The organism is Actinosynnema sp. NPDC091369, from assembly GCF_044757065.1.
In the GTDB taxonomy this organism is placed as follows: Bacteria; Actinomycetota; Actinomycetes; order Mycobacteriales; family Pseudonocardiaceae; genus Actinosynnema.
In genome coordinates this window covers 499,170-526,108 of the sequence record NZ_JBIVUG010000004.1, presented here as the reverse complement: position 1 = coordinate 526,108, position 26,939 = coordinate 499,170, and the positions used below count along the sequence as shown (strand labels likewise).

Annotated in this window: 26 protein-coding genes; 22 read left to right on the top strand and 4 right to left on the bottom strand. The window is 72.5% G+C overall.

Annotated features, from left to right (window positions below; translation table 11 throughout):
• The first annotated feature begins 45 nt into the window (after positions 1–45).
• From ACIQMJ_RS18975 to ACIQMJ_RS18965, 3 genes are read left to right on the top strand one after another with little or no spacing between them, the layout of a single operon-like run.
• Positions 46–2,343, top strand: a complete 2,298-nt coding sequence (locus tag ACIQMJ_RS18975; RefSeq protein WP_499762276.1) for a glycoside hydrolase domain-containing protein — start codon at positions 46–48, stop codon at positions 2,341–2,343.
• Positions 2,344–2,378: 35 nt separating this feature from the next.
• Positions 2,379–2,699, top strand: coding sequence for a hypothetical protein (locus tag ACIQMJ_RS18970; protein ID WP_499762275.1), 321 nt, complete (start codon positions 2,379–2,381; stop codon positions 2,697–2,699).
• Positions 2,700–2,705: 6 nt separating this feature from the next.
• Positions 2,706–3,359: a hypothetical protein gene (locus ACIQMJ_RS18965; RefSeq protein ID WP_499762274.1), complete on the top strand. Its 654-nt coding sequence runs from the start codon at positions 2,706–2,708 to the stop codon at positions 3,357–3,359.
• A gap of 76 nt (positions 3,360–3,435) precedes the next feature.
• On the opposite strand, the gene ACIQMJ_RS18960 is transcribed toward ACIQMJ_RS18965, so the two are convergent.
• Entirely contained in the window at positions 3,436–4,755 is a 1,320-nt protein-coding gene (locus tag ACIQMJ_RS18960) for a glycoside hydrolase family 6 protein (protein ID WP_499762273.1), read from the bottom strand.
• A gap of 337 nt (positions 4,756–5,092) precedes the next feature.
• Positions 5,093–6,532, bottom strand: coding sequence for a phosphatase PAP2 family protein (locus tag ACIQMJ_RS18955; RefSeq protein ID WP_499762272.1), 1,440 nt, complete (start codon positions 6,530–6,532; stop codon positions 5,093–5,095).
• A 396-nt stretch (positions 6,533–6,928) separates the two neighbouring features.
• Between ACIQMJ_RS18955 and ACIQMJ_RS18950 the strand changes: the two genes are divergently transcribed.
• From ACIQMJ_RS18950 to ACIQMJ_RS18860, 19 genes are all read left to right on the top strand, one after another.
• Positions 6,929–7,408: a DUF2975 domain-containing protein gene (locus tag ACIQMJ_RS18950; RefSeq protein ID WP_499762271.1), complete on the top strand. Its 480-nt coding sequence runs from the start codon at positions 6,929–6,931 to the stop codon at positions 7,406–7,408.
• Positions 7,408–7,656 (top strand): helix-turn-helix domain-containing protein, encoded by a 249-nt coding sequence (locus ACIQMJ_RS18945; protein ID WP_499762270.1) that lies wholly within the window; start codon positions 7,408–7,410, stop codon positions 7,654–7,656. Before ACIQMJ_RS18950 ends, ACIQMJ_RS18945 begins: the two co-directional genes overlap by 1 nt.
• Complete coding sequence (locus ACIQMJ_RS18940; protein ID WP_499762269.1) at positions 7,653–8,579, top strand: ABC transporter ATP-binding protein; 927 nt, start codon at positions 7,653–7,655, stop codon at positions 8,577–8,579. The genes ACIQMJ_RS18945 and ACIQMJ_RS18940 overlap by 4 nt, the downstream gene beginning before the upstream one ends.
• Positions 8,576–9,346: a hypothetical protein gene (locus ACIQMJ_RS18935; protein ID WP_499762268.1), complete on the top strand. Its 771-nt coding sequence runs from the start codon at positions 8,576–8,578 to the stop codon at positions 9,344–9,346. The genes ACIQMJ_RS18940 and ACIQMJ_RS18935 overlap by 4 nt, the downstream gene beginning before the upstream one ends.
• Positions 9,347–9,758: 412 nt before the next feature.
• On the top strand, positions 9,759–10,586 hold the full coding sequence (locus ACIQMJ_RS18930) for an isocitrate lyase/PEP mutase family protein (protein ID WP_499762267.1): 828 nt from the start codon (positions 9,759–9,761) through the stop codon (positions 10,584–10,586).
• A gap of 137 nt (positions 10,587–10,723) precedes the next feature.
• Positions 10,724–11,947 carry an MFS transporter gene (locus ACIQMJ_RS18925; protein ID WP_499762266.1) on the top strand — a complete coding sequence of 408 codons (1,224 nt, stop codon included), beginning with the start codon at positions 10,724–10,726 and terminating at the stop codon, positions 11,945–11,947.
• A 349-nt stretch (positions 11,948–12,296) separates the two neighbouring features.
• Complete coding sequence (locus tag ACIQMJ_RS18920; protein WP_499762265.1) at positions 12,297–13,580, top strand: NB-ARC domain-containing protein; 1,284 nt, start codon at positions 12,297–12,299, stop codon at positions 13,578–13,580.
• Between the two features lie 185 nt (positions 13,581–13,765).
• A complete protein-coding gene (locus tag ACIQMJ_RS18915) occupies positions 13,766–15,043 on the top strand; it encodes a lysine N(6)-hydroxylase/L-ornithine N(5)-oxygenase family protein (protein WP_499762264.1) in 1,278 nt (425 codons plus the stop codon).
• Positions 15,040–15,426 carry a cupin domain-containing protein gene (locus ACIQMJ_RS18910; protein ID WP_499762263.1) on the top strand — a complete coding sequence of 129 codons (387 nt, stop codon included), beginning with the start codon at positions 15,040–15,042 and terminating at the stop codon, positions 15,424–15,426. Before ACIQMJ_RS18915 ends, ACIQMJ_RS18910 begins: the two co-directional genes overlap by 4 nt.
• On the top strand, positions 15,423–16,964 hold the full coding sequence (locus tag ACIQMJ_RS18905; RefSeq protein ID WP_499762262.1) for a class I tRNA ligase family protein: 1,542 nt from the start codon (positions 15,423–15,425) through the stop codon (positions 16,962–16,964). Before ACIQMJ_RS18910 ends, ACIQMJ_RS18905 begins: the two co-directional genes overlap by 4 nt.
• Position 16,965: 1 nt before the next feature.
• Complete coding sequence (locus ACIQMJ_RS18900) at positions 16,966–17,997, top strand: FAD-dependent oxidoreductase (RefSeq protein WP_499762261.1); 1,032 nt, start codon at positions 16,966–16,968, stop codon at positions 17,995–17,997.
• Positions 17,994–19,316 (top strand): ATP-grasp domain-containing protein, encoded by a 1,323-nt coding sequence (locus ACIQMJ_RS18895; protein WP_499762260.1) that lies wholly within the window; start codon positions 17,994–17,996, stop codon positions 19,314–19,316. The genes ACIQMJ_RS18900 and ACIQMJ_RS18895 overlap by 4 nt, the downstream gene beginning before the upstream one ends.
• A complete protein-coding gene (locus ACIQMJ_RS18890) occupies positions 19,313–19,639 on the top strand; it encodes an avidin-fold protein (protein ID WP_233827272.1) in 327 nt (108 codons plus the stop codon). Before ACIQMJ_RS18895 ends, ACIQMJ_RS18890 begins: the two co-directional genes overlap by 4 nt.
• A gap of 1 nt (position 19,640) precedes the next feature.
• Positions 19,641–21,005, top strand: a complete 1,365-nt coding sequence (locus ACIQMJ_RS18885; RefSeq protein WP_499762259.1) for an FAD-binding oxidoreductase — start codon at positions 19,641–19,643, stop codon at positions 21,003–21,005.
• A 33-nt stretch (positions 21,006–21,038) separates the two neighbouring features.
• Positions 21,039–21,527, top strand: a complete 489-nt coding sequence (locus ACIQMJ_RS18880; RefSeq protein WP_499762258.1) for a flavin reductase family protein — start codon at positions 21,039–21,041, stop codon at positions 21,525–21,527.
• A gap of 5 nt (positions 21,528–21,532) precedes the next feature.
• Positions 21,533–22,684, top strand: coding sequence for an acyl-CoA dehydrogenase family protein (locus tag ACIQMJ_RS18875; RefSeq protein WP_499762257.1), 1,152 nt, complete (start codon positions 21,533–21,535; stop codon positions 22,682–22,684).
• Positions 22,685–22,719: 35 nt separating this feature from the next.
• A complete protein-coding gene (locus tag ACIQMJ_RS18870) occupies positions 22,720–23,970 on the top strand; it encodes an ATP-grasp domain-containing protein (protein WP_499762256.1) in 1,251 nt (416 codons plus the stop codon).
• A 5-nt stretch (positions 23,971–23,975) separates the two neighbouring features.
• A complete protein-coding gene (locus ACIQMJ_RS18865) occupies positions 23,976–24,470 on the top strand; it encodes a methylated-DNA--[protein]-cysteine S-methyltransferase (protein WP_499762255.1) in 495 nt (164 codons plus the stop codon).
• Between the two features lie 11 nt (positions 24,471–24,481).
• Complete coding sequence (locus ACIQMJ_RS18860) at positions 24,482–25,138, top strand: hypothetical protein (protein WP_499762254.1); 657 nt, start codon at positions 24,482–24,484, stop codon at positions 25,136–25,138.
• A 75-nt stretch (positions 25,139–25,213) separates the two neighbouring features.
• On the opposite strand, the gene ACIQMJ_RS18855 is transcribed toward ACIQMJ_RS18860, so the two are convergent.
• Both ACIQMJ_RS18855 and xynA read right to left on the bottom strand, forming a co-directional pair.
• On the bottom strand, positions 25,214–25,552 hold the full coding sequence (locus ACIQMJ_RS18855; RefSeq protein ID WP_499762253.1) for a HEAT repeat domain-containing protein: 339 nt from the start codon (positions 25,550–25,552) through the stop codon (positions 25,214–25,216).
• 321 nt (positions 25,553–25,873) lie between these two features.
• Positions 25,874–26,827: an endo-1,4-beta-xylanase XynA gene (gene xynA / locus ACIQMJ_RS18850; protein ID WP_499762252.1), complete on the bottom strand. Its 954-nt coding sequence runs from the start codon at positions 26,825–26,827 to the stop codon at positions 25,874–25,876.
• Between the last annotated feature and the right edge of the window lie 112 nt (positions 26,828–26,939).

Genomic DNA, 26,939 nt, shown 5'->3' with positions numbered 1-26,939 from the left:
GGCGCGGGGCGCCGGACCTCACGACGATCCCGGGGGACGCGGACCATGGTGGACCAGAAGGTGCTCGAAGCGCAGCGCTGGGTGAACTCGACCTACGGTGCGGTGCCCGGCTACGAGCGGTGCGAGGAGAACGGCACGACCGGGTGGGGCGTCATGTTCTCGCTGACCCGCGCGTTGCAGCACGAATTGGGCATCACGACCTTGTCCGACTCGTTCGGGCCGACCACGTTGGGCAAACTCGCGGAGCGGGGCGACGTCGGTCCCGGATATGCCAACGCCAACATCGTGCGCATCGCGAAGTACGGGCTGTTCTGCAAGGGCTATTCGGCGGGCGACACGTCGAACGGCGTCTTCGACCACGACGTGTACGACGCGGTGCGGAACCTGAAAGGCGACATCGGGTTCTCCGCCGACGGCTACATCCCGCCGAAGGTCTTCAAGGCGATCCTCAACATGGACGCCTACGTGCTGCTGTCCGGCGGCCGGTCCGAGGTGCGCGACATCCAGCGCTGGCTCAACGCGACCTACATCAACCGGTCGACGTTCTTCGTCATCCCGTGCGACGGCCACTACTCGCGGGACGTGCAGGTGGCCCTGATGCGGGCCATCCAGTACCAGATCGGCATCCCGGACGACCAGGCCACCGGCAACTTCGGGCCGGGCACGCAGAACGGCCTGCGCGCCAACACCGTGCGGCCCGGTTCCCCGCCCGGCTGGGTGCGGCTGTTCAGCGCGGCCTGCGTGTTCAACGGCGGTGTCGGGGGCTCGTTCGCCGCGTTCACCTCCGGCTGGGACGCGGCGCTGGGCGCCTTCGTCACGTCGTTCCAGGAGTTCTCCGCCCTCACCCGCACGGGCATCGGCGACTACCCCACGTGGGCGCAGCTGCTGGTGTCGACCGGTGACCCGGACCGGCCGGCGACGGGCAGCGACACCCGGTTCCACATCACCGCCTCCCGGGCGCGGGCGTTGCGGGCGGCGGGCTACGAGGTGGTCGGCCGCTACCTCGACGAGGACCCGTGGAGCACCCTCGACAAGGAGCTGCAGCCCGGCGAGCTGGACGCCATCTTCGCCGGGGGCCTGCGCGTGTTCCCCATCTCGCAGTACGCCGCCGACACGGTCGGGGACTTCACCTGGTCGAAGGGCTACGACCACGGGCTGCGCGCGCACGACCGGGCTGTCGGCTACGGCTTCGACCGGGGCACGGTGATCTACTTCGCGGTCGACTACGACGCCACCGGCGAGCAGATCACCGGCAACATCATCCCGTACTTCCAGGGCATCCAGGCCGGTCTGGGCACCCGCGGCAAGCGGTACGTCGCCGGCGTCTACGGCTCGCGCAACGTGTGCGCGCGGGTCAGCGACGAAGCCTTCGCCCGGTACTCGTTCGTGTCCGGCATGTCGTGGGGCTTCTCCGGCAACCTGGGTTTCCCGCTGCCCGCGAACTGGTCGTTCAACCAGATCAAGGAGTTCGACTTCACCGCAGACGGCGACGTCTTCGCGCTCGACCGCGACGTCCGCCGGGGCAACGACCCGGGCGTGGGCCCGGAGAACGTCGGGGGCGGCGACTCACCGGTGGACGCCTACCTGCGCTACGTCGACGGCCTGTACGCGACCGCGGTCGCCTACGGGGGAGACGCGAACCAGCGGGTCATGGAGTACCTGCGCTACCCGAACTACAACGGCGCGTGGTCGGGGTGGGAGTTCCTGATCGGCAACGTCGACCAGGCGTGGATCGACCACGCGGCGACCCACGCACCGGCCCGCGTCGAGTCCTACGTGGACCCCTCACTCGGCGTCACGGTCCACGTCGACCACTTCGGCGCGACCGCGAACGCGGTGTACCTCAAGGGGAACGGAGGCCGCGGCGACTTCGGCGGCTGGTCGGGCGACCTGGCCACGTTCTACGGCGAGTGGCGGTCGCACGGCGAGGAGTACGCCTCCGGGTACGCGTTCTGCGCCGACCGCCTGGCCAAGATCAACGTGCTGTCGTCGTTCCCGCTCAACGACCTGGTGGAGGACGTCGACGGCTACCTGGTCGGCAGCGCGGTGCGCAACGGCGCGCGGATCGACCAGGCCATCCGCGACCACCTCACCACCGGGCACCGGACCAGGTTCCGGCAGTTCTACGCCGCCCGCTACGGCGGCACGGTGGCCGGCGTCCGCGACGCCGCCTGGCGCGCGCTCGGCGGCGACACGGCGGACGCGCAGCTCGCCACGCTCACCGAAGCCGCCATCCGCAAGACCGGCGGCGTCTGCCTGCTGCCCGTGCAGCTGCCCTCGGCCAAGCTCGAACCGTTTCTGCAAGGCTATGCGGAGACGATCGAGAGGCTGTCGCGCGGCTGACGGCACGTCCCCCGCGGCGTGCGAAGAGGGGGAGCGTGGGCGTCCCGGGTACGGCCCGGCGGTGGGCGGTCGCCGCGCTGTGCGCGTCGTCGTCCGCGGTCCTGGTCTACGCCCGGGGTGCGATCCACCTCTACACGCCGGACTTCCGGGAGACCTGCGAGCTGGAGCACGGCGGGTGGGACCGGGCCTACGGGCAGGTGACCTACTTCCCGCTGTCCCGCCCGTGCGACGCCCACCACGACCTGGTGCCCTCCTACGTGAACCCGGTGGTCGTCGTGCTGCTCGTGGCGACCGCGCTGTGCGCGGGCCTGGCCGTCGCCGCCCGCCGAACCCCCCGATCCCGCAAGGAGCTGTGAGCCACCATGAACGAACCCACCGAGGACGCGACCCGGCTGGGGCGTCGCCGGTTCCTCGCCATCACCGGCGGCCTGGTCGCCGCCGCGTCGGTCGGCCTGGCCCCGCCCGCGGCGTCCGCCGCGCCGTCCACCAACGCGCCCGCCCTGCCGGACGCGCTGGCCACGTTCCCGGTCGAGGGCTCCAACGCGTCCGTGACGCTGCTGTCCGGGCCGTCCGCCGTGGTGCTGCTGCACGTCGCCCGGCGGTACCACTACGAGGTCGCCACCCTCCGGGCCGGGGACATCACCGGGTACGCCGAACCGCCGGCCGGCACCCCGTTCGCGGCGGACTACCGCTCCGGCACCGCCATCGCCGTGCACGCGGCCCGGTACCCGGTGGGGGCGACCGGGGGCCTGTTCCCGCACGAGCTGGCCGTCGTCCGGGACGTCCTGGCCGAGTGCGAGGGCGTGGTCCGCTGGGGTGGCGACTTCCGGAAGACGCCGAAGGAGGGCCACTTCCGGCTGGACGTGCGGCCGGGCGACCCGGCGCTGGCCCGGGTCGCGGCCGAGGTCGGCGGCTGGGCGGAGGAACCGGGTCGGGCCGCACCCGCCGACCCGTTCGCGCCGGGGCGCCGCCAGGCGGCGGAGCGGTTGGCGGAGCGGCAGATCGCCACCGGCTGACGGCCCGGTCGCCCACGAGCGGGACCTCGTGGGCGACCGGACCGCACCCGGTGGTCGCGGACCGCCTCTCAGCAGGTCAGAGGCGCGGGTGGGCGTTGGCGAGCAGCTGGCGGAACTGGGCGGAGAACCAGTGGCCCGACAGCGGGGCGTTGGCCAGCGCGCCGGACATGTTGTTCCCGTTGCGGGCGTTGCCCCCGTACGTCGGGTCGCACATCCGGTCGAAGCCCTTGCCCTCGTCGTTGGGGATCTCGCGGCTCGCGCCGTCCGACTCGCCCGGCGGCTTGGCCCACACGTAGGCGTCGATTCCTGCGGCCGGGCTCGCCTTCGGGCGCTCGCCGATGCCCGCCCCGGACTGGTTGCACCAGTTGCCGAGGTGGATGCGGCGGTCGTACCGGCCGCCGTCGACGTAGGCGTCCACGCTCGTCGTCGGACCCTTCGCCGTCGGCCGCTGGGCACCGCCCCAGCCGTTGCGGGACGTGTCGATCAGCATGCCGATGCCGGACGGGAACCCGGCGCTGATCAATTGCGTGCGGAACGCCTGGGCGAACGACAGCTCGTCCACGTAGCGATTCCAGTCGACCCACTTGGACTGGCGCACGGAAGTGCCGTTCACGGTGTCGTTGATCGTGAAGTGGTCCTCTTTCAGAACGCCGTAGTTCGCCGTGTTCGCGATGAATCCGGTGACGTTGTTGACCGTGCTGCCGGACGCGCGGGCGGCTTGGGCGAACAACGTCGCGGAGGCGCTGAAGTTGTCGTCCCAGCCGATCCAGCCGTGGTGCGCGGCGTCGATGTAGTTGTAGACGTTGCCGATAGCGCCGAGCTTGGCCAGCGCGTACCCGACGCCGTTGACGTAGTTGCCGTTCTGGAGCATCCGGTCGCACATGGCGGTCGCGGTGGGCCGGCCGCCGACGTTGGTCACCAGGTTGGGCAGCGAGTCGATCTCGATGATCGTCACGATGCGCAGGGCGGCGTACTTCGCCTCGCCCATGATCGCCGCGATGGGGTCGATGTACTCGGTCTTGTAGCGGGGCAGGTCGTCCGGGCCGAGCTCGCCGTTGGACGCCAGCGCGGCGCAGTCGCGGCCGGGCAGGTTGTAGATGACGAACTGCACGACCATGGTGCGCCCGGCCGCCTGGCTCAGCGCGTTGTCCAGGTGCGAGCGCAGGCCGCGTGCGCCGTTCACGCCGTTGATCGCGGCGATCCGGTCCAGCCAGACGAACGTCGGCTGGTTCGCGATGGCGGACCCGCCGTCGGCGCGCGCCTTCGCCGACCAGTCCGGGTTCACGTACACCGACGCGCCCGCGTACGGGTTGTCCACGCGCGCGGCCGCGGTCACGTCCGCGGTGGCCGGGCCCGTGCCCAGCGCCATGGCCGCGGCGAACGCGAACGCCGCCACCGCCGCGAGCCCGCGACGTGGCCCCCGCCTCCCGCTCCGGTCCGGTGATGACTTCAGTGGCATCTTCGGCTCCCTCGTCGGAGATCAGTTCCAGCGATCTTCTGCATGGCGGCGACGGTATTCCGGGAACGCTTCCAGAAAACGGACCGTAGCAGGAAGGTGACGTTCCGTGAAGAGTTTTCACGGGTAATGGAGCTCGTTGCCGGTTATTCCAGACCAAGCGGAACCCGCGGTCGAACACTCACATTTCCGCATTCGACGAGGATTCGATGTCGAATGAGCTTCGAATGGGTGTGCCGGCCCGATCCCGGCGCATTCGACGGACCGCGGAGCGGGTTCAGGAGGTGGTGCGCGCCGCGGACGGTGCCTGTGGTCGGGCCGTGCCGGCGCCGAGCGTGGTCACGGTCACGGCGGTGATCCAGGGCAGGGCCAGCAGGAGGCTGCCCAGCAGGTCGGTGGGGTAGTGGACGCCCGAGTAGAGCCGCTGCGCGGCGACCAGCACCGGCACGGCCAGGACGAGCGCCGCCACCGGCCACCGCCACCACTTCCTGGTGCCGCGCACGACCAGGACGGTCACCGCGGTGCCGAGCACCAGCGAGGCGGCGACGTGCCCGGACGGGAAGCTGGACGTCGGCGGCAGGTCGTCGGGCAGCTTGGCCGCCGGCCGGGCGCGGTCGATGATCGCGGTGGTGAGCAGGAACAGCGTGACCTCGCCCAGCATCCCCAGCGCGACCAGCAGCACCGGCCGCCACGAGCGCGTCCGGGCCAGGGCCAGCACGCAGACGACCACCGCCGCCCCGATCACCGGCCCGGTGCCGCTGAAGGTCTGCACCCGGTCCATCGCCGCGTCCCAGGCCGGCACGCGGCGTTGCGCGAACCACTCGACCACGGCGCGGTCCCAGGCCGTCGGCACGTCCGGTCCGGCGGCCGTGAGCCACGAGCCCAGCGCGAACAACGCGCCCAGCAGCAGGCCCCAGACCACCAGCAGGCGGGCCGCCAGGAACCGGAAGTCGTCGGGCACGCGCACCCGCCGCCCGGACACCGGCCGCAGGTCGTCCGCCGCTTCGGGCGCCAGGCCCCGGGACAGCGGCACGTCGGGCATGCCCTCGTCCCGCCGCCAGCGCCGGAACACCTCGGTGGTCAGGGCGAGCCACAGCAGGCCGAGCAGGAAGCCGCCGAGCACGTCGGTGGCGTAGTGCACGCCGAGCGCCACCCTCGTGAAGCCGACCACCAGCACGATCACGACCACCAGCGCGGTCATCGCACGCCTTGCCCGCCGCACGGAGGTGAACACCAGCAGCAGCACGCCGTACGTGACGGTCGCGCCCAGCGTGTGGCCGCTGGGGAAGCTCCAGCCGGACGCGGTGGTCACCTCGACGTCCACCAGCGGCCGCAGCCGCTCGACCAGCTCCTTCACCACCACGCCGAGCAACCCGCCGCCGAGCGCGGTGACGACCACGTGCGCCGCCACCCAGGGCCGCCGGCGCAGCAGCAACCACGCCACCGCCAGCGCGGCCACCCCGGTGAGCGTCGCGGTGTCGCCGAGCCGCGTGAGCCCGCGCAACGCCGCGACCACCGCGTCCGACCCGGCGGCCCACCGCGTCAGCCCGGTCGAGATGGCCAGGTCGGCCTCGCGCACCGGCGCCCACCCGGACCACACCACGGCCATGACCACGGCGAACGCCACCCCGGCGGCGGTGGCGGCGGCCCACGACGCCGCACTCCGCACCGCGAACCGCTCGACGACCACCGCCTGCGCTTCCCGTGTCGCAATCACCAGAGTGGTGTGCCCCAATCGATCACCCGGCAACCCTGCCGGCCGGTTTCACCCCCGTCACGCCCTGGGTGGCCCGCGATCAAGGGGGTGGTGGTGGAACGGGCGCTGGTCCGGGTCCGGCGTCGCCCAGTGTCCAAAAAGGACAGAATTGGTGGTCGTCGCAGCACGACCACGGACTCCGTGCACCGAGTCGGCCGCGGTCCCGTTCGATCAGCGGACGTCCGCGGGGCTCATGTCCACATCGGACGGTCCGACCGAGGTTGTGGTGCCGGGCGTCCGCACGGGCTCGGTCTTCAGGTGGAGGTGAAGGTCTCGGCGGGGTAACCGGAGTGTGGAGATGTTGTGAAACGACAGCTACCGATTGACTTTCGATAGGTAACACGTGAGACTCGATGCATGGTCACAACGCATCGAGCGGTAGCCGCGCTCCGGGTGTTCCTCGTGCTGATGTTCGGCGTCCTCCTGCTGTTCCAGGTCATGTCGCTGCCGGGGCAGTTCCGGCACATGGCCCAGGAGTCGCCGGACCTGGCCCACCTGCGGTGGCCGCTGACCGCCGTGACGGTGTTCTGGGTGCTGTGCGTGCAGGTGGTGATCGTGGCGATCTGGAAGCTGCTGACCCTGGTCAAGAAGGACCGCATCTTCAGCGAGGCGTCCCTGAAGTGGGTGGACGCGATCGTGTGGGCCATCGCCGCCGGCTGGGTGGTCTACCAGGTCGTGTTCCTGGTCGTCGGGTTCAACGCCGACGACCCCGGCGTGCCGCTGGTGATGTTCCTGCTGTCGATCGGCATCACCGTGGTGGGCCTGCTGATGGTGGTCATGCGCGCGCTGCTGCGCCAGGCCACCACGCTGCGCACCGACATGGAATCGGTGATCTGATGCCGATCATCGTGCGCATCGACGTCGAGCTGGCCAAGCGCAAGATGAGCGTCGGCGAGTTCGCCGAGCGAGTCGGGCTCACGCCGTCGAACGTGGCGGTGCTGAAGAACGGCCGGGCGAAGGCGGTGCGGTTCAGCACCCTGGAAGCCATGTGCCGGGTGCTCGAGTGCCAGCCCGGCGACCTGCTCGAGTGGGTGGACGACGACAGCGCCCCCGGCACGCCGGACGGCGACGGGGTGGGCCCGTGATCGAGGTGCGCGGGCTGACCAGGCGCTACGGCGACGTGCTCGCGGTCGACGAGCTGAGCTTCACCGTCGAACCCGGCAAGGTCACCGGGTTCCTCGGGCCGAACGGCGCGGGCAAGTCCACCACCATGCGGGTGGTGCTCGGCCTGGACCGGCCCACGTCGGGCACGGCGCTGGTGAACGGGCGACCGTACGCGACGTTCGCCGAACCGCTGCGCGAGGTCGGGGCGCTGCTGGACCCCGGCGCGGCGCACCCCGGCCGCACCGGGCGCGGCCACCTGCGCGTGGCCGCGCGGGCGAACGGCATCCCCCGCCGCCGGGTGGAGGAGGTGATCGAGCGGGTCGGGCTCGGCCGCGCCGCGCGTCGGCGGATCAAGGGCTACTCGCTCGGCATGCGGCAGCGCCTCGGCATCGCGGCGGCCCTGATCGGCGACCCCGGCGTGCTGGTGTTCGACGAGCCGATCAACGGGCTCGACCTCGACGGCGTGCGCTGGATCCGCGGCCTGCTGCGCCACCTCGCCGACGAGGGCCGCACCGTGCTGATCTCCAGCCACCTGCTGGGCGAGATGGAGCAGATCGCCGACCGGCTGGTCGTCATCGGCCGCGGCAGGCTGATCGCCGACACCACGACGGAGCGGATCATGAGCGGTCTGGGGCACGTCCAGGTGCGCGTGCGCAGCCCCCGGCCGGACGCCCTGGTCACCGGGCTGCGGGAACGCGGGTTCGAGGTGGAGCGCGTCGACGCGGGTGAGCTGAGGGTCGAGGGCGGCACCGCCGAGGACGTCGGCGCGCTCGCCCACGCGTTGGACGTCCCGCTGCAACACCTCTCCGAGGTGCGCCAGTCGCTGGAGGACGCGTACCTGGAGCTGACCGGCGGCAGCGTCGAGTACCGGGGCCACGAGCTCGCGGGGGAGGGTGCGCGATGACGGTCCGGGAGGTGCGGGTCGGACGGGTGTTCGCCCGCGCGTGCGCCGCGGAGTGGACGCGGCTGTGGACGGTGAAGGCGACGTGGTGGTTCCTGGCCGCGGGAGCCGTGACGATGGTCGGCATCGCCACCATCGCGGGTCTGGAGGCCGCGGCGTCCCCCGATCCGACGCCGGGGCGGTCGGCCTGGGCGGCGGCGGCCGTGACCGCGTTGCCCGGCCAGTTCGCCCTGCTGGCGCTCGCGCTGAGCGCCGTGACGTCGGACTACGCGACCGGCGGGATCGTGCCGAGCTTGCAGTGGACGCCTCGGCGCGCGGTGCTGTTCCTGTCCCGCGCGGCGGTGGCGGTGGTGGTGGCCACGGTGCTCGGCGTGCTGCTGGCGTCGGCGGCCACGGTCGCGTCGTTCGTGACGGCACGGCCGTTGTTGAGCATGGCGGGCGGCCTGGACGTGCTGCCCGACGTCGCGCTCGTCTTCGCCGCCGGGTCGGCGTTCGCGCTGGGGCTGGGTTTCGTGCTGCGCAACACCGCGGGCACGCTCGTCGCGGTGTTCCTGCTGATGCTCGTGCTGCCGCTGGTGCTGCCGAACTTCGGCAACGAGTGGTTGGCGGCGATCGCCCACCTGCTGCCGGGCTCGGGCGCGGCGTTCCTGCTGATCGGCCAGGTGCCGGGGATGACGTGGACGTCCTCGGTGGTGACGCTGCTCTGCTGGGCCGCCGGCGCCCTGCTGCTCGGCTGGCTGCGCCTGTCCCGCGACGACGCCACCCGGTGACGCCGAGCGCGTCGGCGCCGGTCGGCCGCGAGGTCGGCGACCACCGGCGGGCGCAGCGCGAGGTGGTGAGTGTGCACGGGACCGGCGCGGGTTCGCCCTGTTGCCGCGGGAAACCGGCCGCCCGCCGTGCTCGTCGGTCAGCCGCGGTCGCCGCAGGTCGGGTCGATCGACGCGTCCTCCGGGTCCTACCGGACGTGGACGGGTCGCGGCCGTCCCCCGGCTGTGCGTAGTTCCCGCTGCTCACCACAGCCCCCGTCTCGGACGTCCGGATCACGGGCGTGCGCCCACCCGGCACTGTCGGTCGCGGGCCCCATCCCGTTACAGGGCCGCGAACCGGACCGGAACGGTCACCCGGCGCTGTTACGATGCGCCGCCCCGCACAGTCGCGGGTCATCGGAAAGGTGACATCTCCATGCACAGCAACAAGCCCAAGGCGGACTTACTGCGCGGCCTCCACGCGGACGGGGTGCTCGTGCTCCCCAACGCCTGGGACGCGGGCAGCGCCGCGATGATCGCCCGCGCGGGCGCGAAGGCGGTCGCCACGACCAGCGGCGGGGTGTCGTGGGCGCTCGGGCGCCCCGACGGGCAGAGCCTGTCGCGCGACGAGATGGTCGAGCAGGTGCGCCTGATCGCCGCCGCCGTGGACGTGCCCGTCACCGCCGACGTCGAGGGCGGCTACGGCCACGCCCCCGAGGACGTCGCGGCCACCGTCGAGGCCGTGATCGGCGCGGGCGCCGTCGGCGTGAACATCGAGGACTCCAAGGGTTTCGGGGTGCCGCTGTTCACCGCCGAGGAGCAGGCCGCGCGGCTGCGCGCGGCCCGGGAGGCGGCGCAGCGGGCCGGGCTGCCCGAGCTGGTGGTCAACATCCGCACCGACGTGTTCCTCTTCCAGGTCGGCGAGCCCGAGGGCCGGCTGGACGACGTGCTGGCGCGGGCCGCGGTCTACGCCGAGGCGGGCGCCGACGTGCTGTTCGTGCCCGGCCTGGTCGACCTGGACGTGCTGAAGGCGCTGGTCGAGACCTCGCCGCTGCCGGTCAACGTGATGGCGGGCCCCGGCGCGCCCACCGTCGCCGAGTTCGAGGCCGTCGGCGTCCGGCGGGTCAGCCTCGGCACCGCGGTCACCCAGGCCGCGTACTCCGTCGCGCACCGCGCCACCGAGGAGGCCCTGACCAAGGGCACCTACACCGAGCTCGACGGCGCGCTGGACTTCGGCGCCGTCAACGGTGTGTTCGCGCGCTGACCGCGATTGATCGCCAGCTCAGATCAACCCTGTCGGACAACGGCCGACTCGGGTGGACTGGGCCCGTCGGGACGCCGCCTTGGCGTCCCGGCGGATGACGAGGCGTCAATTCGAACGGCGACGGACGGGGAATCGCAGTGACCACGAAGGAAGCGGGTGCACCGGGCGGCGTCTTCGCGAGCGTCCGCGCCACGCCCAAGCCGGTCCGCTACCTGCTCGGTGGCGTGCTGATCAACCAGTTGGGCGCGTTCGCGCAGACGTTCCTGGTGCTGTACCTGACGGTGCGCCAGTTCTCCATCGGCCAGGCCGGTGTCGCGCTCACGTGCTACAGCGCGGGCGCGGTGCTCGGCACGCTGCTCGGCGGGGAGCTGGTGCACCGGCTCGGGCCGCGCGCCACGATCGTCGGCGCCATGACGGCGTCGGCGGCGGTGCTGGCGGTCATGCCGACGCTGAGCACGCCGGGCCTGTTCGGCGGGCTGCTGGTCGCCATCGGCGCGGCGGGCCTGGCCACCCAGTGCTACCGGCCCGCGGCGGCCGTGCTGCTCAGCGAGCTGATGCCGGCCGAGCACCGGGTCATGGCGTTCTCCATGATGCGCATCGCGCTCAACGGCGGCGCGGCCCTGGCGCCGCTCATCGCGGCCGGCCTGATCCTGCTCGACTGGGACCTGCTGTTCTACTTCGACGCGGTGTCGGCGCTGGCCTACGCGGTCGTGGCGCGGCTGACGCTGCCCGCCACCGAGGCGCCGCGCGACGACGAGGACGAGACCGAGTCGGGCGAGCAGAAGCGCTCGGCGTACGCGGTGATGCTGCGTGACGGCCGGTACCTGGCGTTCCTCGCCTCGGTGCTTCTCGGCACGCTCATCTACGTGCAGTACGTGGTCGCGCTGCCGTTGAAGATCACCAGCGAGGGTCACCCGGCGGCGCTCTACAGCATCGTGCTGACCACGGCGTCGATCATCCTGGTCGTGTCCGAGCTGAAGATCACCTCGTACGTGAAGAACTGGGTGCCGTGGGCGGCGGGAGCCGTCGGCACGGCGGTGATGGGCCTGGGCGCGGCCGGGTACGGGCTCGGCTCGCACGCGGTCGTGATCGTGCTCAGCACGGCGGTGTTCGTGCTCGGCGTGATGATCAGCGGGCCGACGATGTTCGCCCACCCGGCGAAGTTCCCCGCCGCGGTGCGCGGCCGGTACGTCGGCACCCACCAGGCCACCTTCGGCCTCGGCTCGGCGCTCGGGCCCACGCTCGGCGTGCTGGCCTGGGGCGCGTTCGGCAACGGCGTGTGGCTGCTGTGCGGCGTGCTCGGGCTCGTCGGCGGCTGGTTCGCCATGGTGGGCATGAGGGAGGGCAAGACCACCGTGTGACCACCCCCTCGCACGGACGACCGGCCCGGCAGGCGACGACCTGCCGGGCCGGTCGGCGTTCGGCGCAAGACTCTTTTCCGGGCATTTTTCCAGCCGCCGATAATGCGGGCGCAACGCGCCGCGCACGTGTCGCGACGTTGGGTCACAAATACCTGCCGCGGCAAACGTTACGGACCCTCGGGTTGTCGTCATATTCAAATCCTATGGTCCTCCGATCGGCGGTAGCGGGAAGACGGCCCCTTATTCATGCTGGGCGCGCACATGGAGAGAAAGGGATCCGCTGGGGATGGGTAGACCGGAAAAACCTGTCGACGGCTCGTCCGGCGCGGTCGCGACTTTCGCGAGCGAATTGAGACGACTGCGCGCTCGGGCGGGCAACCCCACGTACCGGGACATGGGCCGGGCGGCCCTGTACTCCTCGTCGGTGCTGTCCAGCGCGGCCAGCGGCCACCGGATGCCGACGTTGCAGGTGACGCTGGCGTTCGTGGCGGCCTGCGGCGGCGACCGGGAGCAGTGGCGGCGGCGGTGGCTGGAGGTGTCCAGCGGGCTCGACCCGGAGGCGGGCGGCCCGGCGGGCCGGTCGGAACCGGTGGTCGCGCGCTCGTGCTTCCCGCGCCCGGCGCAGCTGCCGATGAGGCCGCGCGGCTTCGTCGGACGGGCCGGGGAGCTGCGCCTGCTCACCGCCGACCCGGCCACCCCGGTCGTGGTCAGCGGGCCGGCGGGCGTCGGCAAGACCGAGCTGGCGCTGCACCACGCCCACCACCTGGCCGCCGCCGCGGTGGACGGCCAGCTCTACGTCGACCTCGGTCCGCTGGAGCCGGGCGAGCGCGGCGCGCGGACCGTGCTGGACGGGTTCCTGCGCGCGCTCGGCGTGCCCGTCGAGCACCTGCCCGACACCGTCGACCAGCAGGCGGGCCTGTACCGGTCGCTGATCGCCGAGCGCAGGCTCGTCGTGCTGCTGGACAACGTCCGCGACGAGCGGCAGGTCCGCCCGCTGCTGGTGGAGAGCCCGCACAGCCGCACGATCATCGTCGGCCGGACGCCGCTGCTCGGCCTGCGCGACGTGCGCAGGCTGCGGCTGGCCGTGCCGCCGCGGGTGGAAGCCATCGCCATGCTGTCGGGCGCCGTGCCGGACCCGGTCGCGGCCGAGCCGCAGGACTGCGACCGGCTGGCCCGGCTGTGCGGTGACCTGCCGCTGGCGCTGGACATCGCCGCGCGCAGGCTCGCGGCCAGGCCGGACGTCCCGGTGAGCCGGGTGCTCGCGCGGCTGGCCGAGCCGGGCGCGCTGCTGGACTGGCTGCGCGTCGGCGACCTGTCGGTGCGGGACTCCTACCAGTCCACCTACCTCGGCCTCGGCGAAGCGGCCAAGGCGGTGCTGCACCAGGTCGCGCACCAGCCCGTGGACGAACCCGTGGTGCTCGGCGCGTTCACCGACGACGAGCCGGTGTACGAGCTGGCCGACGCGGGCTTGCTGCGCGGTGCGGGCCGGCCGGGCGCGTACCGGCTCGACCCGCTGGCCCGCGCCTTCGCGCTCGACCTGCGCGGCACCGGTCACGCGGTGCGCCGCCCGGCCCGCCAGGAATTGATTGTCACGGCCGGCCGGCACTACCGATCAACCGTCCCGTCGGCTTGACTGTAGTCGTGCCGGACGCTTGACGGAATTCATCCGGGAGTTCGCGGGAATGGTCTTCCCGCGAACCGGGACATTAATTCTTCCCCACTGGGAACCGACGAACCACCAAATCAGGCCGCGCACCGGTGCGCAGCCGGCACTGCCACGCGCACAGTTTCGGCCGAACACGAAGATCGGGGTGGGATGTGACAGACCAAGAGGTGGACGTGCTGGCGATCGGCGCCGGCCCGGCGAACCTTGCCCTCGCGGCGGCCATCGAGGAGTCGGGGGTGCCCGGCCTCGCCGAGAACACGCTGCTGCTCGAGCAGCACCCGGACATCAAGTGGCAGCGCAACCTGCTGCTGCCGTGGGCGCGCAGCCAGGTGTCGTTCCTCAAGGACCTGGTGACCCTGCGCAACCCACGCAGCCGGTTCTCCTTCCTGAACTTCCTGCACACCACCGGCCGGTTGGACGAGTTCGTCAACCTGAGCACGTTCAACCCGTACCGGTGGGAGCTGTCGGAGTACATGCAGTGGGTCGCGAACTCCCTTGAGCAGGTGGGAGTCCGCTACGGCGCGCGCGGCGAGCGCATCGACCCGTGGCGCGGCGACGACGGGTCGATCCGCGGCTGGGTCGTGACGCTGGCGAACGGCGACACCGTGCGTTCGCGGGACCTCGTCGTCGGCATCGGCCGCGACCCGCGCGTGCCGGAGGTGTTCGGCGAGCTGCCCGCGGACCGGGTCATCCACAGCACCCAGTACTGCACGCGGGTCGCCCAGCTCGACGCCGACAAGCCGCTGCGGGCCGTGGTGATCGGCGGGGCGCAGAGCGCGGCCGAGATGTTCATGGCGCTGCACCACGACCTGCCCCGGTGCGAGCCGACGATCGTGCTGCGCTCGATCGGCTTCCAGAACTACCAGACCAGCAAGTTCGTCAACGAGCTGTTCTTCCCGTCGTTCGTGGACGAGTTCTACGACTGCACGCCGGAAGTGCGCGCCCAGATCCTCGACGAGGTGCACCTGACCAACTACGCGGGTCTCGCGCCGCCGTTCCTGGACGAGACGTACTCGATGCTCTACCAGCAGAAGATGCTGGGCAAGCCGCGCTCGACCGTCCGCTCGATGACGGAGGTCGTGCGGGCGAGGGTCGAGCACGACGAGGTGGTCCTGGACGTGCGCGACCGCAAGAGCGGCAAGGTCGAGCCGCTGCACTGCGACGTCGTGCTGCTCGGCACCGGCTACGAGCCGCGGATGCCGAAGCTGGTGCGCGACCTGGTCGCCCGCACGGGCGTCGAGGACGTCGCGGTCAGCCGCCGCTACCGGGTCGACCTGGGCGAGTCCGCCTGGGGCGCGCTGTACCTCCAGGGCGTCAACGAGGAGACGCACGGCATCGCCGACTCGCTGATCAGCGTGCTCGCGCACCGGTCCGGCGACATCGTCGGCGACCTGCTCGACCGGCGCGCGGTGGAGGTGGCGGGCGCATGATCGAGATCCGCAGGCTGGACCGGGAGAACCTGACCCGCGCCTACGGCCTGGACTCCGAGCGGCTGCTGCCGTGGGACGTGCTCAACGCGCCGTTCGAGGGCGCGTGGTGCGTGGTGCGGCCGGGTGACGTGTCCACCGCGCACTCGCACCACGAGTACGAGATCTTCATCGCGATGAAGGGCCGCGCCACGCTCGTCGTCGAGGACCAGCGGCAGGAGCTGGTCGAGGGCGACATCGCGCACCTGATCCCGGGCTCGACCCACCAGGTGCTCAACGAGCACGACGCGGACTTCGAGTACTACGCGATCTGGTGGGACACCGACATGTCCGCGGCCTTCGTGGCCCGCCACGAGGGGGCCCACGAGAAGCAGGAACAGCGGTGACCGGCCGCGTGGTGGTGGTGTCGCCCGCGCCCACGGCCAACGGCGACCTCCACCTCGGCCACCTGGCCGGCCCGTTCCTCGCCGCCGACGTGCACACCCGCTACGCCCGCGCGGTGGGCCGCGACGCGGTGTTCGGCACGGGCGCGCAGGACACGCCCACCTACGTCGTGACCACGGCGCACCGGCTCGGCCTCGGCCCGCGCGAGCTGGCCGAGCGCTCGGCCGCCGACATCGAGGCGACCCTGGCGGCGGTGGGCGTCGACGTCGACGGGTTCACCGGGTTCGACAGCCGGTTCACCAAGTGGGTCGAGGGCTTCATGGAGCAGCTGCACGCCACCGGGCGCCTGCGACTGCGGACGGTGAAGCTGCCGTACCTGTCCCGCACGGGCGACTTCCTGGTGGACGGGTACGTGCGCGGCGGGTGCCCGCTGTGCCTGGCCGACGGGTGCGCCGGGCTGTGCGAGAGCTGCGGCCACCCGGTGGCGCCGGGCGACCTGGTCAACCCGCGGGCCACCCTGCGACCGGACGAGCCGGTGGAGCTGCGCGAGGCCGACGTGCTCGTGCTGCCGCTGGAGGAGTTCCGGCCGCGGCTGCGGGAGCACTTCGCCCGGCACGCCGACTCGATGCGCCCGCACATGGCGCAGCTGGTCGAGGAGCTGCTGTCCCGGCCGCTGCCCGACTTCCCGATCACGCACCCGGTCTCGTGGGGCATCCCGGCCCCGTTCGCCGAGACGCCGGGGCAGGTGATCAACCCGAACGCCGAGACGCAGGCGTGGAGCATGCACTGCGCCGCGCTGGCGGCCGAGGCGCGGGGCGTGTCGCTCGGCGCGGAGGACGAGCTGTGGAAGGCGGGCGCGGGCTCCGAGGTGGTGTACTTCCTCGGGTTCGACAACACGTTCCCGTTCGCCATCGCGGGCCTGGCCATGCTGATGGCGCACGGCGACCGCTACGCGCTGCCGCACCGGTTCGTCACCAACGAGTTCTACGAGCTGGAGAACGAGAAGTTCTCCACCAGCCGGGGCCACGTGGTGCAGGGCCGGGACCTGGCCGGGCGGGTGCCTCGCGACCTGATCCGGTTCCACCTGGCCACGACCAGCCCGGAGCACCAGCGCACCAACTTCACCCAGGACGGGTTGGAGACCATCACCCGCACCCGGCTCGTCGAGCCGTGGAACGCGGTGGTGGACAAGGCGCGGCGGTGGGTCGGCCGGGGGCCGCTGCCGGTGTCGGACCGGTCCCGGTCGGTCGCGGCACGGGTGGTGGCGCGCTTCGCGGCGGCCTACGAGCTGCGCCACTTCAGCCTCAGCCGCGCGGCGGAGCTGGTGGCCGAGCAGCTGGGCCGGTTGTCGCGGTGGGAGGTCGCCGAGGCCGACGCGGGCGACTTCTGGCACGAGCTGGACGTGTTCCTGCGCTGCGCCGCGCCGATCCTGGTGGACCTGGCGGCCGAGGCGTTGCCGGACACGGGCATCCCGGCCGTGCCGTCGACGACCGAGATCACGCCCCGGGCGCTGCCGAGGCTGTCGGCCGGGGTGGTGTGACGTGACCCGGCACGTGGTGGTCGTGGGCGCGGGCGTGACCGGGCTGCTCACCGCGGTCCGGTGCGCCCGGGCCGGGGCGCGGGTCACGGTGCTCGACTCCGGGCCCGTGCCCAACCCGGCCGCCACGTCCCACGACGAGCACCGCGCCATCCGGGCGCTCGACCCGGGCGACGTGGCCGCCACCCGCGCCTCGGCGGTGCTGCACCGCCGCTGGCTGGAGCTGGAGGCGCTGCTGGGCACGCGGTTCTACCGGCGCGTCGGCGTGGTCACCGGGTGGCCCGCCGACGCGGTGGACGCGGCGCTGGACGTGGCGCGGGAGGCGGGTGTGCCGGTGTCGGTGGTGGAGCCGGAGAAGCACCCGCACCTGCGCTTCCCCACCGGGTCCGTCGGGTTGCTGGAAGCCGACGCCGGTGCGCTGCTGGCGGACCGCGTGCTCGACGCCGCGGTGGGGTGGTTGCGCGAGCAGCCCCGGGTCGAGCTGCGGTCGGGGTGCGCGGTGCGGGGGGTCGACGCCGAGGCTGCCTCGGTCGAGGTGGCCGACGGGTCGACCGTGCGCGGCGACGTGCTCCTGGTCGCCGCCGGGCCGTGGTCGCGCGACCTGGTGGACGTGCCGACCGTGCTGCACCGGCAGACCAGCGTGTACCTGCGGCCGCCCGCCGACCTGGCCCACCGGTGGGACGGCGCGCCGAGCGCCGGCCGCATCGGCGACGACGGGCAGGCGTGGCTGCTCCCGCCCGGCGACGGCACGCAGTTGAAGATCAGCTCCGCCGCGCTGTGCCGCGAGGTGGCGGAGGTGGGTGACGACGGGGACGACTGGACCGACCGGCTGGCGCTGTCGTCGGTGCTGAACGGCCACGAGCGCTACACCGTCACCGCGACCAGGACGTGCCACTACGCGGTGGACGCGGCCACCGGCGGCGGCAGCCTGGTCCACATCGGACCGTCCACATGGGCCCGTGCGGCCAGCGGCGGGGACGGGTTCCGCACCGCCCCCGTCGTCGCCGAACGGATCGCCGAGGAGGTAGGGACATGAACGGTAGCGTCGGCGGGGCCGACCACCGGACGACCGACGCCGTGCTGGTGATCGGCAGCGGGTTGAAGCTGTACCGCGAGTACCTGGTCCGCTCGATCGCGGGCCGGGCGCGGGACGCCGGGCTGGACCTCGTGCTGGTCAACAACATCCAGCCGACCTGGCAGCGGGCGTACTTCGACGAGATCACCGTGATCAACCTGTTCGACCACGAGCTGCTGGCCGGGACGGCGCGCGAGGTCGCCTCACGGCGGCGGATCGTCGGCGTGATGTGCTGGGACGAGCCGTTCGTCATGCCGTCGGCGCACATCGCCGCCGAGTTCGGCGTTCCGGGGCTGAGCGTGTCCGGTGTGGACGGCTGCCGGGACAAGTACCACACCCGGTCCCTGCTCACCGCCGCCGGCCTGCCGCAGCCGGGCTGCGAGATGACCGGGACGGTGGACCAGGCCCGTGCCGCCGCCGCGCGCATCGGCTACCCGGTCGTGGTGAAGCCCCGTGCGCTCGGCGCGAGCATGGGCGTGGTGCTCGCGACCGACGAGAGCGAGCTGGACGCGGCGTTCCGGGTCGCGTCGGACGCCAGCCTGATCGGCGACGAGCCCTACCGCGGCGGCGCGATCGTGGAGGGCTACGCCGACGGCCCGGAGATCAGCGTGGACGGCGCGCTGCACAAGGGCGAGTACCAGCCGCTGTTCCTGGCCCGCAAGCAGACCGGCATGCCGCCGTACTTCGAGGAGGTCGGCCACGTCGTGGACGCGGACGACCCGCTGCTGCGCGACGGGGAGCTGATGGACACGCTCGCGCGGGCGCACCGCGTGCTCGGCGTGGAGGACGGCATCACGCACGCCGAGGTGCGGCTGACCGACCGCGGCCCGGTCATCATCGAGATCAACGGCAGGCTCGGCGGCGACCTGATCCCGTTCCTCGGCAAGACCGCCACCGGCATCGACCCCGGCGAGGTGCTGTTCGACGTGGCCACCGGCCGGCGGCCCGAGGTGGCGGCGACGAGGAGCTCGGTGGCGGGCATCCGCTTCGGCTACCCCGACCACGACTGCGTGGTGCGGTCGGTGACCGTGCCCGCCGAGGCGCCCGGCCTGGTCACCGCCGCGCCGATGGTCGACCCCGGCGCGAGCCTGCGGTTGCCGCCCGGCGGCTACATCGCCCGCCACTCGTTCGTGGTGTGCGAGGCCGACGACGCCGACACCTGCCGCGACCGGCTCGTGGCGGCGCAGGCGCTGGTCGAGCTGGACGCCGAGCGGATCGACCCGCTACCGCCCGGCGCGACCCTGGAAATGCCCACCGGACTCCTGGACGTGGACGAATGACGATCAACTACGACGGGCGGCGGTTCCGCAAGGCGGGCGGCGGCGACGGCACCGAGGCGCGCTACCACCAGGACGGCGACCTGGTGTGGGCCGACTTCACCGGCGGCAAGGTGCGCCGCGGCACGGTCACCGGCACGTGCGGCCCGGACGGCACGATCCGGCTGGCCTACACGATGGTGCTGGTCACCGGCGAGGTCATCGCGGGCCACACGGTCAACGTGCCGCGGCAGGAGCCCGACGGCCGGCTGGTGCTGCGCGAGGAGTGGCAGCGCTACGGCGAGCACGCCGCGACCGGCGTCTCCTACCTCGAGGAGGTGCGCTGACGTGGGCGGATCGGTCGACTTCTCGAAGCTCGCGACCCTCGTGGACGGCTACGTGCGGCTGCCGGGCGACCCCGGGTTCGACGCCGCGAGCCGCCCGTTCAACAAGCGGTACGCCGACGTCCGCCCGTCCGCGGTGCTGTCCGTGGCCAGCGCGGACGACGTGGGCAAGGCGATCGTGTGGGCGCGCGACCACGACGTGCCGATCGTGGCCCGGGGCGGCGGGCACAGCTACGCGGGCAACTCGGTGAACACCGGCCTGGTGCTGGACCTGCGCGGCCTGGACCAGGTGCGGGTGGACCCGTCCAGCGAGCTGGTCACGGTCGGCGGCGGCACCCGGATGTCCACCCTGTACGCCGGGCTGGAGCCGTACGACCTGGCATTCCCGGCGGGCAACGCCGACGACGTGGCCATCGGCGGGCTGGTGCTGGGCGGCGGTGTCGCGGCCGTGTCCCGCTCGTTCGGCCTGACCTGCGACTCGCTGGTGGAGACCGACGTGGTGCTGGCCGACGGCACCACGGTCACGTGCAACGAGACCAGCAACGCCGACCTGTTCTGGGCGTGCCGGGGCGGTGGCGGCGGCAACTTCGGCGTCAACACCTCGTTCACGTTCCAGGCCCGGCCGGTGCTGGCCAGCTCCACGTGCCTGCTGCTGTGGCACCGCAAGCACGCGCACGACGTGCTGGCGTGCATGCAGGAGGTCATGGACCGCGCGCCGGACGAGTTCGCGGCCCGCATCGGCATCGCCCGCGCCGCCGACGAGGAGGCCGTCGTCTCGGTCGTCGGCTGGCACCTCGGCCCGGCCGAGGAGCTGCGCGAGATGCTGCGCCCCGCGCTGGCCGTCGCCGAGCCGTTCCGGGCCGACATCGCCGACCGGACGTACTGGGAGGCCAAGGACTACCTGCACCACAACACCGAGGGCGGCGCGTTCGCGGTGCGCACCCGGTCCACGCCCAAGCCGCTGCCGGACGCGGGCGTGGCCACGATGGTCGACGCGGTGGACGCGTGGCCGGGCAGCAGCAACGCCGACGGCGCGGGCGCCGCGCTGTTCACGTGGGGCGGCGCGATCAACCGCGTGCCGGTGACCGAGACCGCGTTCCCGCACCGCGACGTGCTGTTCCTGATCTCGATGGACACCTCCTGGCACGTCGAGGACGGCCCGGCCGTGGCGCGGGCCAACCTCGACTGGCTCACCGCGCTGCACGAGCGGATGGGGGAGTTCGCCGCGGACTCGGCGTACGTCAACTTCACCGACCCCGACCTGGGCGACTGGCAGTCGGCCTACCACGGGCCGAACTACGCCCGCCTGGCCGAGGTGAAGCGCCGCTACGACCCCGACCGCGTCTTCCGCTTCCCCCAGGCGATCTAGGAGCCACCGGTGCCACCAGACCTGCGCGGAGCCATGCGGAACCTCGCGACCGGCGTGTGCATCGCGACCACCTACGTCGACCACGGCGACCGGCGGGACCACGACGCGGTGACGGTCAACTCGGTCACCTCGGTCTCGCTCGACCCGCCGCTGGTCTCGGTCTGCCTCAAGCTGGAGTCCCGCTTCCTGGCCGACCTGCTGACCACGAAGAAGTGGGCGCTGTCCATCCTGGACGGCACGGCCGCCGCCGCGGCCCGGCTCTGCTCGGGCGACCGGGCGAGCCGGGTCGGCGCCCTGTCGTCGCTGCCCGCGTCACCGGGGCGGCACACCGGCGCGCTCGTGCTGGACGCGCCGAGCTGGCTGGAGTGCGAGCTGTGGGACTCCTTCCAGCTCGGCGACCACACGATGGTCGTCGGCGAGGTGGTGGCCGCCGGGGTCGGCGACCCCCGCGTGCCCCTGCTCTACCTGCGCGGTCGCTACCGCACCTTGGACGACACCGACCGACCGAACGGCGAGGAGTGAGCACCATGACCGTGCCCGAGACCGGCGAGCAGATCCTCGCCGCCGCCCAGGCGCTGGCGCCCCGGCTGCGCGAGCGGTCCGAGGAGATCGAACGCCTGCGCCGCCTGCCCGACGACGTCGTGGCGCTGCTGCGCGACGCGGGCGTGTTCCGGATGGGCTTCGGCCGCGACTGGGGCGGTCCCGAGATGACCTCCGAGCAGCAGACGCAGGTGGTGGAGGCGCTGGCCTACGGCGACGCCTCCGCCGGGTGGTGCGCCATGATCGGCATGGACACCGGCCTGTACGCCCGGTTCCTGGAACCGGCCGCGGCCAAGGAGATGTTCCCGAGCATCGACATGGTCACCGCCGGGCTGCTGTTCCCGACCGGCCGGGCCGAGATCGTGCCCGGCGGCTACCGGCTGACCGGCCGCTGGCAGTTCGGCAGCGGCATCACGCACGCCGACTGGGTCGTGTCCGGCGCGATGCTGTTCCGCGACGGCGAGCCCGACGGCGTGCCGCAGAACTCGATGCTGATGATGGTGCCGCGCGAGCAGGTCGAGGTCGTCGACACCTGGCACACCACCGGCCTGGCGGGCAGCGGCAGCTGCGACTACACGATCACCGACGTGTTCGTGCCCGCCGAGCACACCCTGCTCTTCAGCGAGGTGCACGGGCCCGCCGGTCCGCTGGCCCAGGCCGAGGTGCACATGCGCAACATGCCGGGCGTGCCGCTCGGCGTGGCCCGCGCCGCCCTCGACTTCGTCCGGGACACCGCCGCGGCCAAGGGCTGGGCGGACAACTACCGCACCCAGGTGGCGCTCGCCGAGTGCGAGGCGGACTTCACCGCCACCCGCGCCGGCGTGTACGAGAGCCTGCGGCGGCAGTGGGACGTGCTGTCGGCGGGCGGCACGCTGGACGACCTCTCGCCGCGCGAGCGGACCGCGCTGCCGCTGTCCCGGCTGCACGCGTTCCGCACCGCCCGGTCGATCGTCACCAGGCTGTACGACCTCATGCAGACCTCCTCGATCTACCGACCTTCGCCGCTCGACCGGTGGCTGCGCGACACCACGACCATGTGCCAGCACATCGTGGCGCAGGACCGCATCCTGCAGACGGCGGGCGCGTACCTGCTCGGCGGCGCGCCCGCGTTCCCGCTCGCGCTCGGCATCACCCGCTAGCGCACCCCGACCCGACCGACCTGCGAGAGGACACCATGACCGCGCGACCGGTGATCATCGTCGGCTTCCTGGCGCCGCTGCCCACCCGCACCGAGTTCGAGGACGCCTCGATGGTCCTCGTGGACGAGCCCGACGTCATCCGCAAGCGGGACGTCGCGGCGAAGATGGCGGGCGCGGCCTCGCTGCGCGAGCTCGTGCCGTGGGAGTACCAGCTCCCCGGCGCGGCCGACGAGTTCTACAACACCCACCCCGACCTGGACCCGGCCTACGTCGTGCCGCTGGTCGAGTACGCCACGCCGTTCGCCGCCCGGCTCGCCGAGCGCTACGGCCTGCCCGGCGCGACCAGCGGCGCGGCGCAGCTGCTGCGCGACAAGGAGCTGCTGCGGCGCGTCACCCGGGCCGCGGGCGTCGACAACCCGGTGTCCACGGCCGTGGACACGCCGGACGACGTGCGCGCGTTCATGGCCGCCCATCCCGGCCCGGTCGTGCTCAAGCCCGCCAACCGGCAGGCGTCGCTGGGCACGAAGGTGCTGCACGACCCGGCCGAGGTCGACCAGGCTTGGCAGGAGTGCCTGGCCGGGCAGGACGAGGGCATCCTCGTGCCCGACCGGGAGATCCCGCTGCGGATGCTGGTCGAGACGTTCGTCCGCGGCGAGGAGTACAGCGTGGAGATGCTGGTGCGCGACGGCGTGCCGCTGTTCACCAACATCACCGGCAAGACGCTGTTCCCCGGACCGCGCCCGATCGAGCTGGGCCACCTCGTGCCCGCCGACCTGCCCGAGGACACGACCGCGCTGCTGGCCGAGCGCACCGCGGCGGTGCTGCGGGCGGTCGGGTTCGGTACCGGAGTCGTGCACTGCGAGTGGATCCTCGCCGACGGCCGGCCGCACCTGGTCGAGTGCGCGGGCCGGTTCCCCGGCGACGGCATCACGTGGCTGATCGACGAGGCGTACGGGTTCCCGCTGGCCGAGCGCTACTACTCGATCATGCGCGGCGAGGAGCACCCCCCGCTGCCCGCCAGGGCGGAACGCGCGGCGTCCGTGCGCTTCCTGCGGGCCGAGCCCGGCGAGGTCGTGTCGGTCGAGGGCATCGAGGAGGTCAAGGCCATGCCCGGCGTGCTGGCCGCGTCGGTGATGGCCGCGCCCGGCGAGACCGTGCGGGAACTGCGCAGCTCGTGGGACCGGGCCGGGTCGGTCACGGTCGTGGCCGACACCCCGGCCGAGGCGCTGGCGCTCGCGGAGAAGGCGGCCGACGCGATCCGGATCGAGGTGCGCGCGGCAGAATGACGCGCATGCCAACCCCAGTCGCCGTGCACACGGTGATCGACAGCCCGGTCGGTGAGATCACGCTCGTCGCCCGCGACGGCGTGCTCGCCGGCCTCTACATGCACGAACACCGCCACCGGCCGGCGCTGGAGACCTTCGGCGAGCGCGACGCGGCCCCGTTCGACGAGGTCGTGGCCCAGCTGGAGGAGTACTTCGCGGGCAAGCGGACGGAGTTCGACCTGCCGCTGTCGATGGCGGGCACCCCGTTCCAGCGGACCGTGTGGGACGCGCTCAGGGAGATCCCGCACGGTGAGACGGTGTCGTACGGCGAGCTGGCGGCCCGGATCGGCCGGCCCACCGCGTCCCGCGCGGTGGGGCTGGCCAACGGCAAGAACCCGATCAGCATCATCGTGCCGTGCCACCGGGTGGTGGGCTCGACCGGCGGCCTGACCGGGTACGGCGGAGGCATCGAGCGCAAGCGCATGCTGCTCGGCTTCGAGCGCGGCGACCTGCTCTGGTGAGGGTGGCGGACATGCCGGAGCCCTGGACCGTGAAGGCCGTGCCGGCGGTCCTGCTCCTGCTCGCCACCGGGTTCGCGTTCGACGCCGTCACGATCGTCCACGAGTACGCGAACGCGGACGAGGTCTTCGCGCTCGCGGCCGCGAAGGACGAGTCCATGACCGGCTCGCTCGCGGTGATGATCACCTGGATGATCGGGGCGTGCTCGCTCGTCGTCATGGCCGGGACCGCGCTCCTGCTCACCTTCGCCGTGCTCGGTCTGCTGGAGGGTCGGCGATCGGGCTGGGTGATGGCGCTCGTCGGCGTGGTGCCGCACGTGCTCTACACGGCGGCCTCGTTGCCGAGGGTGGGGTGGCGCGACCGGGCAGCCCTCGACCCGAACGACCTGAGCGCCTACTTCGACCCGGCCACGACGCCCGCGTTCGTCCGGTTCGCGGACGTGGCCGCGGTGCCGTTCGGGTTCACGGGCGCGGTGGCCGCGCTCGTGCTGCTCCTGCTGCCCGCGACCCGGCGGTGGGTCGACCGGCGGTCAGCCGGCCCGGAGGAGGTCGTCGGCGGCTTCGCGCACGGCCTCGTCCTCGACGAAGGTGCGCCAGCCACCGAAGTACGCGAGTCGGCGGGGGTTGTCGGCGACGGCTCGGGCGAGGGCGACGACCGGCGCGGTGGGTGAGCCGATGGCGGCCAGGTAGCGCAGCGCGGAGACCTGGACGGGGTCGCACCGGCCTTCCGCGAGCGGCCAGGTCGGTCAGGGCGGCACGGCTTCGGCCGGGTCGCCGGTCACCCGCCAGAGCGCGTGCGCGGCCTCGACGCGCGTCCAGTCGTCGCCGGAGCCGGCCATCCCGCGCAACCGGTGCAACTCGGCCCGCATCGGTGTTCCGACCCCTGCCGGGCGCACCGCGCCGAATGCCTGCACGAGGTCCCAGCGCGTCACCCGGTCCGCCTCGACCTGCCACCGCCGCCACAACGCGGCCACCGCGTCGGGGTGCCTGATGCCGTCGGCGGCCTTCGCCGTCGCCTCGCGCCGCACCAGCGGGTCCGGGTCGGCCGGCAGGTCCAGCAGCCGCGGCCGAGCAGATCCAGCCACCCTGGTGGTAGAGGGTGTGGTAGAGCCGGCCGACAGCACGCCCCGCCGTGCCCGCATCGGGGTCGGCGCAACCGTGCAACAATTCCGGGACGTCGGCCGCGTCACCGTAATTGTGCTTCAATTCCGCCGAACCGAAGATCACTGTACGACCACCGCGGAAGTGCGTGATGGCTCCGCTCGCCGTCGGCTGTACCGCCTGCATCCACGAAAACGGTGCCGGCGGTGGTGGTCGGGTTTCGACGGGGTCGTCAAAGCGCGGGACCTGATCGCCGGAGGCACGGCGGTTCGGGGTGACCGCCGTGCCTCCGGTCGCCGGCGGGATCAGCCCGAGGCGCAGGAGACGGACGGCCAGGTCCAGTTGCCGTTGGCCTGGATCGTCACGCCCCAGTTGTTGCCGCTGCCGTTCGGCTTCGCGGTGAGCGTTTGCGCGGTCGGGTAGCTCGCCTGCACGTTCCAGGTCGACAGGACCTTCGCGGGCGACGGGACGTTCATCGTCACGGTCCAGTTGGTCGCGCCGCTGACCGAGACGTTGAGGTTGTAGCGGTCGCTCCACTTCTCACCCGCGGACAGGGTGGCGGTGCAGCCGCCGGTGCCCGGGTTGGGCGGGTTGCCGGTGGAGGTGCCGTCGACGGTGATGTTGGAGCTGCCGCTGCTCTGGTAGCCCTCGGTCGCCAAGATCATGTAGTAGTGGCTGCCCAGGTTCATCCCCTGGCGGGCCCACGCGTCGAAGTGGTTGCCCGACGTGATGGTGCCGCCGGTCTTCTTCGACTGCCGGACGCTCCAGTACTGGTCGAAGGTCCGGGTCCCGTCGATGGACGGCGCGTTCGTCCGCGTCGTCTTGTAGATGTCGTACGTGCCACCGTCGGTGGTGACAGTGCCCTTGAACTGGCCGGTGGGCCGGTACGTGCCCCAGTTGTCGACGATGTAGTACTCGACGAGCGGGTTGCGGGTCCAGCCGTAGAGGGTCAGGTAGGCGTTCCCGGACGGGTTGAAGCTGCCCGAGTAGTTGACCGTCCGCCGTCCGCCGGTGGCCCATCCCTTGCCGGCCACGAAGTTGCCGGTGTTGCGCCACGACGTGCTGTAGTTGCCGCCGGACCCGAGCTCCATCGAGACGGTGCCCTGGCTGTCGGTCCAGAACGAGTAGAAGTAGCCGTTGTTGGTGCCCTCTTGGTTGGTGGTCACCGCCGCCTGGGCGTTCGACGTCACGATCGCCATGAGCAGGAATGTGATCGCCGTCAGCGGGAGCAACCTCCCACCTCTGATCTTGACGGACATCGGGGGAATTCCTTTCAGCAGCATTGCTGATCGACGTCGAATAGCATCGAGTCGGTCCGCGGACCCGGTCAACAGTTTGCGAAACTTTCCGGTCGGCGAGAACAGCCGGAAT

Coding starts and splice junctions, on each gene's coding strand:
- ACIQMJ_RS18975 (WP_499762276.1), top strand. CDS start 46: ATGGTGGACCAGAAGGTGCTCGAAGCGCAGCGCTGGGTGAACTCGACC.
- xynA (WP_499762252.1), bottom strand. CDS start 26,827: ATGTCCGTCAAGATCAGAGGTGGGAGGTTGCTCCCGCTGACGGCGATC.
- ACIQMJ_RS18870 (WP_499762256.1), top strand. CDS start 22,720: ATGACCGCGCGACCGGTGATCATCGTCGGCTTCCTGGCGCCGCTGCCC.
- ACIQMJ_RS18875 (WP_499762257.1), top strand. CDS start 21,533: ATGACCGTGCCCGAGACCGGCGAGCAGATCCTCGCCGCCGCCCAGGCG.
- ACIQMJ_RS18860 (WP_499762254.1), top strand. CDS start 24,482: ATGCCGGAGCCCTGGACCGTGAAGGCCGTGCCGGCGGTCCTGCTCCTG.
- ACIQMJ_RS18865 (WP_499762255.1), top strand. CDS start 23,976: ATGCCAACCCCAGTCGCCGTGCACACGGTGATCGACAGCCCGGTCGGT.
- ACIQMJ_RS18945 (WP_499762270.1), top strand. CDS start 7,408: ATGCCGATCATCGTGCGCATCGACGTCGAGCTGGCCAAGCGCAAGATG.
- ACIQMJ_RS18890 (WP_233827272.1), top strand. CDS start 19,313: ATGACGATCAACTACGACGGGCGGCGGTTCCGCAAGGCGGGCGGCGGC.
- ACIQMJ_RS18935 (WP_499762268.1), top strand. CDS start 8,576: ATGACGGTCCGGGAGGTGCGGGTCGGACGGGTGTTCGCCCGCGCGTGC.
- ACIQMJ_RS18950 (WP_499762271.1), top strand. CDS start 6,929: ATGGTCACAACGCATCGAGCGGTAGCCGCGCTCCGGGTGTTCCTCGTG.
- ACIQMJ_RS18965 (WP_499762274.1), top strand. CDS start 2,706: ATGAACGAACCCACCGAGGACGCGACCCGGCTGGGGCGTCGCCGGTTC.
- ACIQMJ_RS18895 (WP_499762260.1), top strand. CDS start 17,994: ATGAACGGTAGCGTCGGCGGGGCCGACCACCGGACGACCGACGCCGTG.
- ACIQMJ_RS18910 (WP_499762263.1), top strand. CDS start 15,040: ATGATCGAGATCCGCAGGCTGGACCGGGAGAACCTGACCCGCGCCTAC.
- ACIQMJ_RS18880 (WP_499762258.1), top strand. CDS start 21,039: ATGCGGAACCTCGCGACCGGCGTGTGCATCGCGACCACCTACGTCGAC.
- ACIQMJ_RS18930 (WP_499762267.1), top strand. CDS start 9,759: ATGCACAGCAACAAGCCCAAGGCGGACTTACTGCGCGGCCTCCACGCG.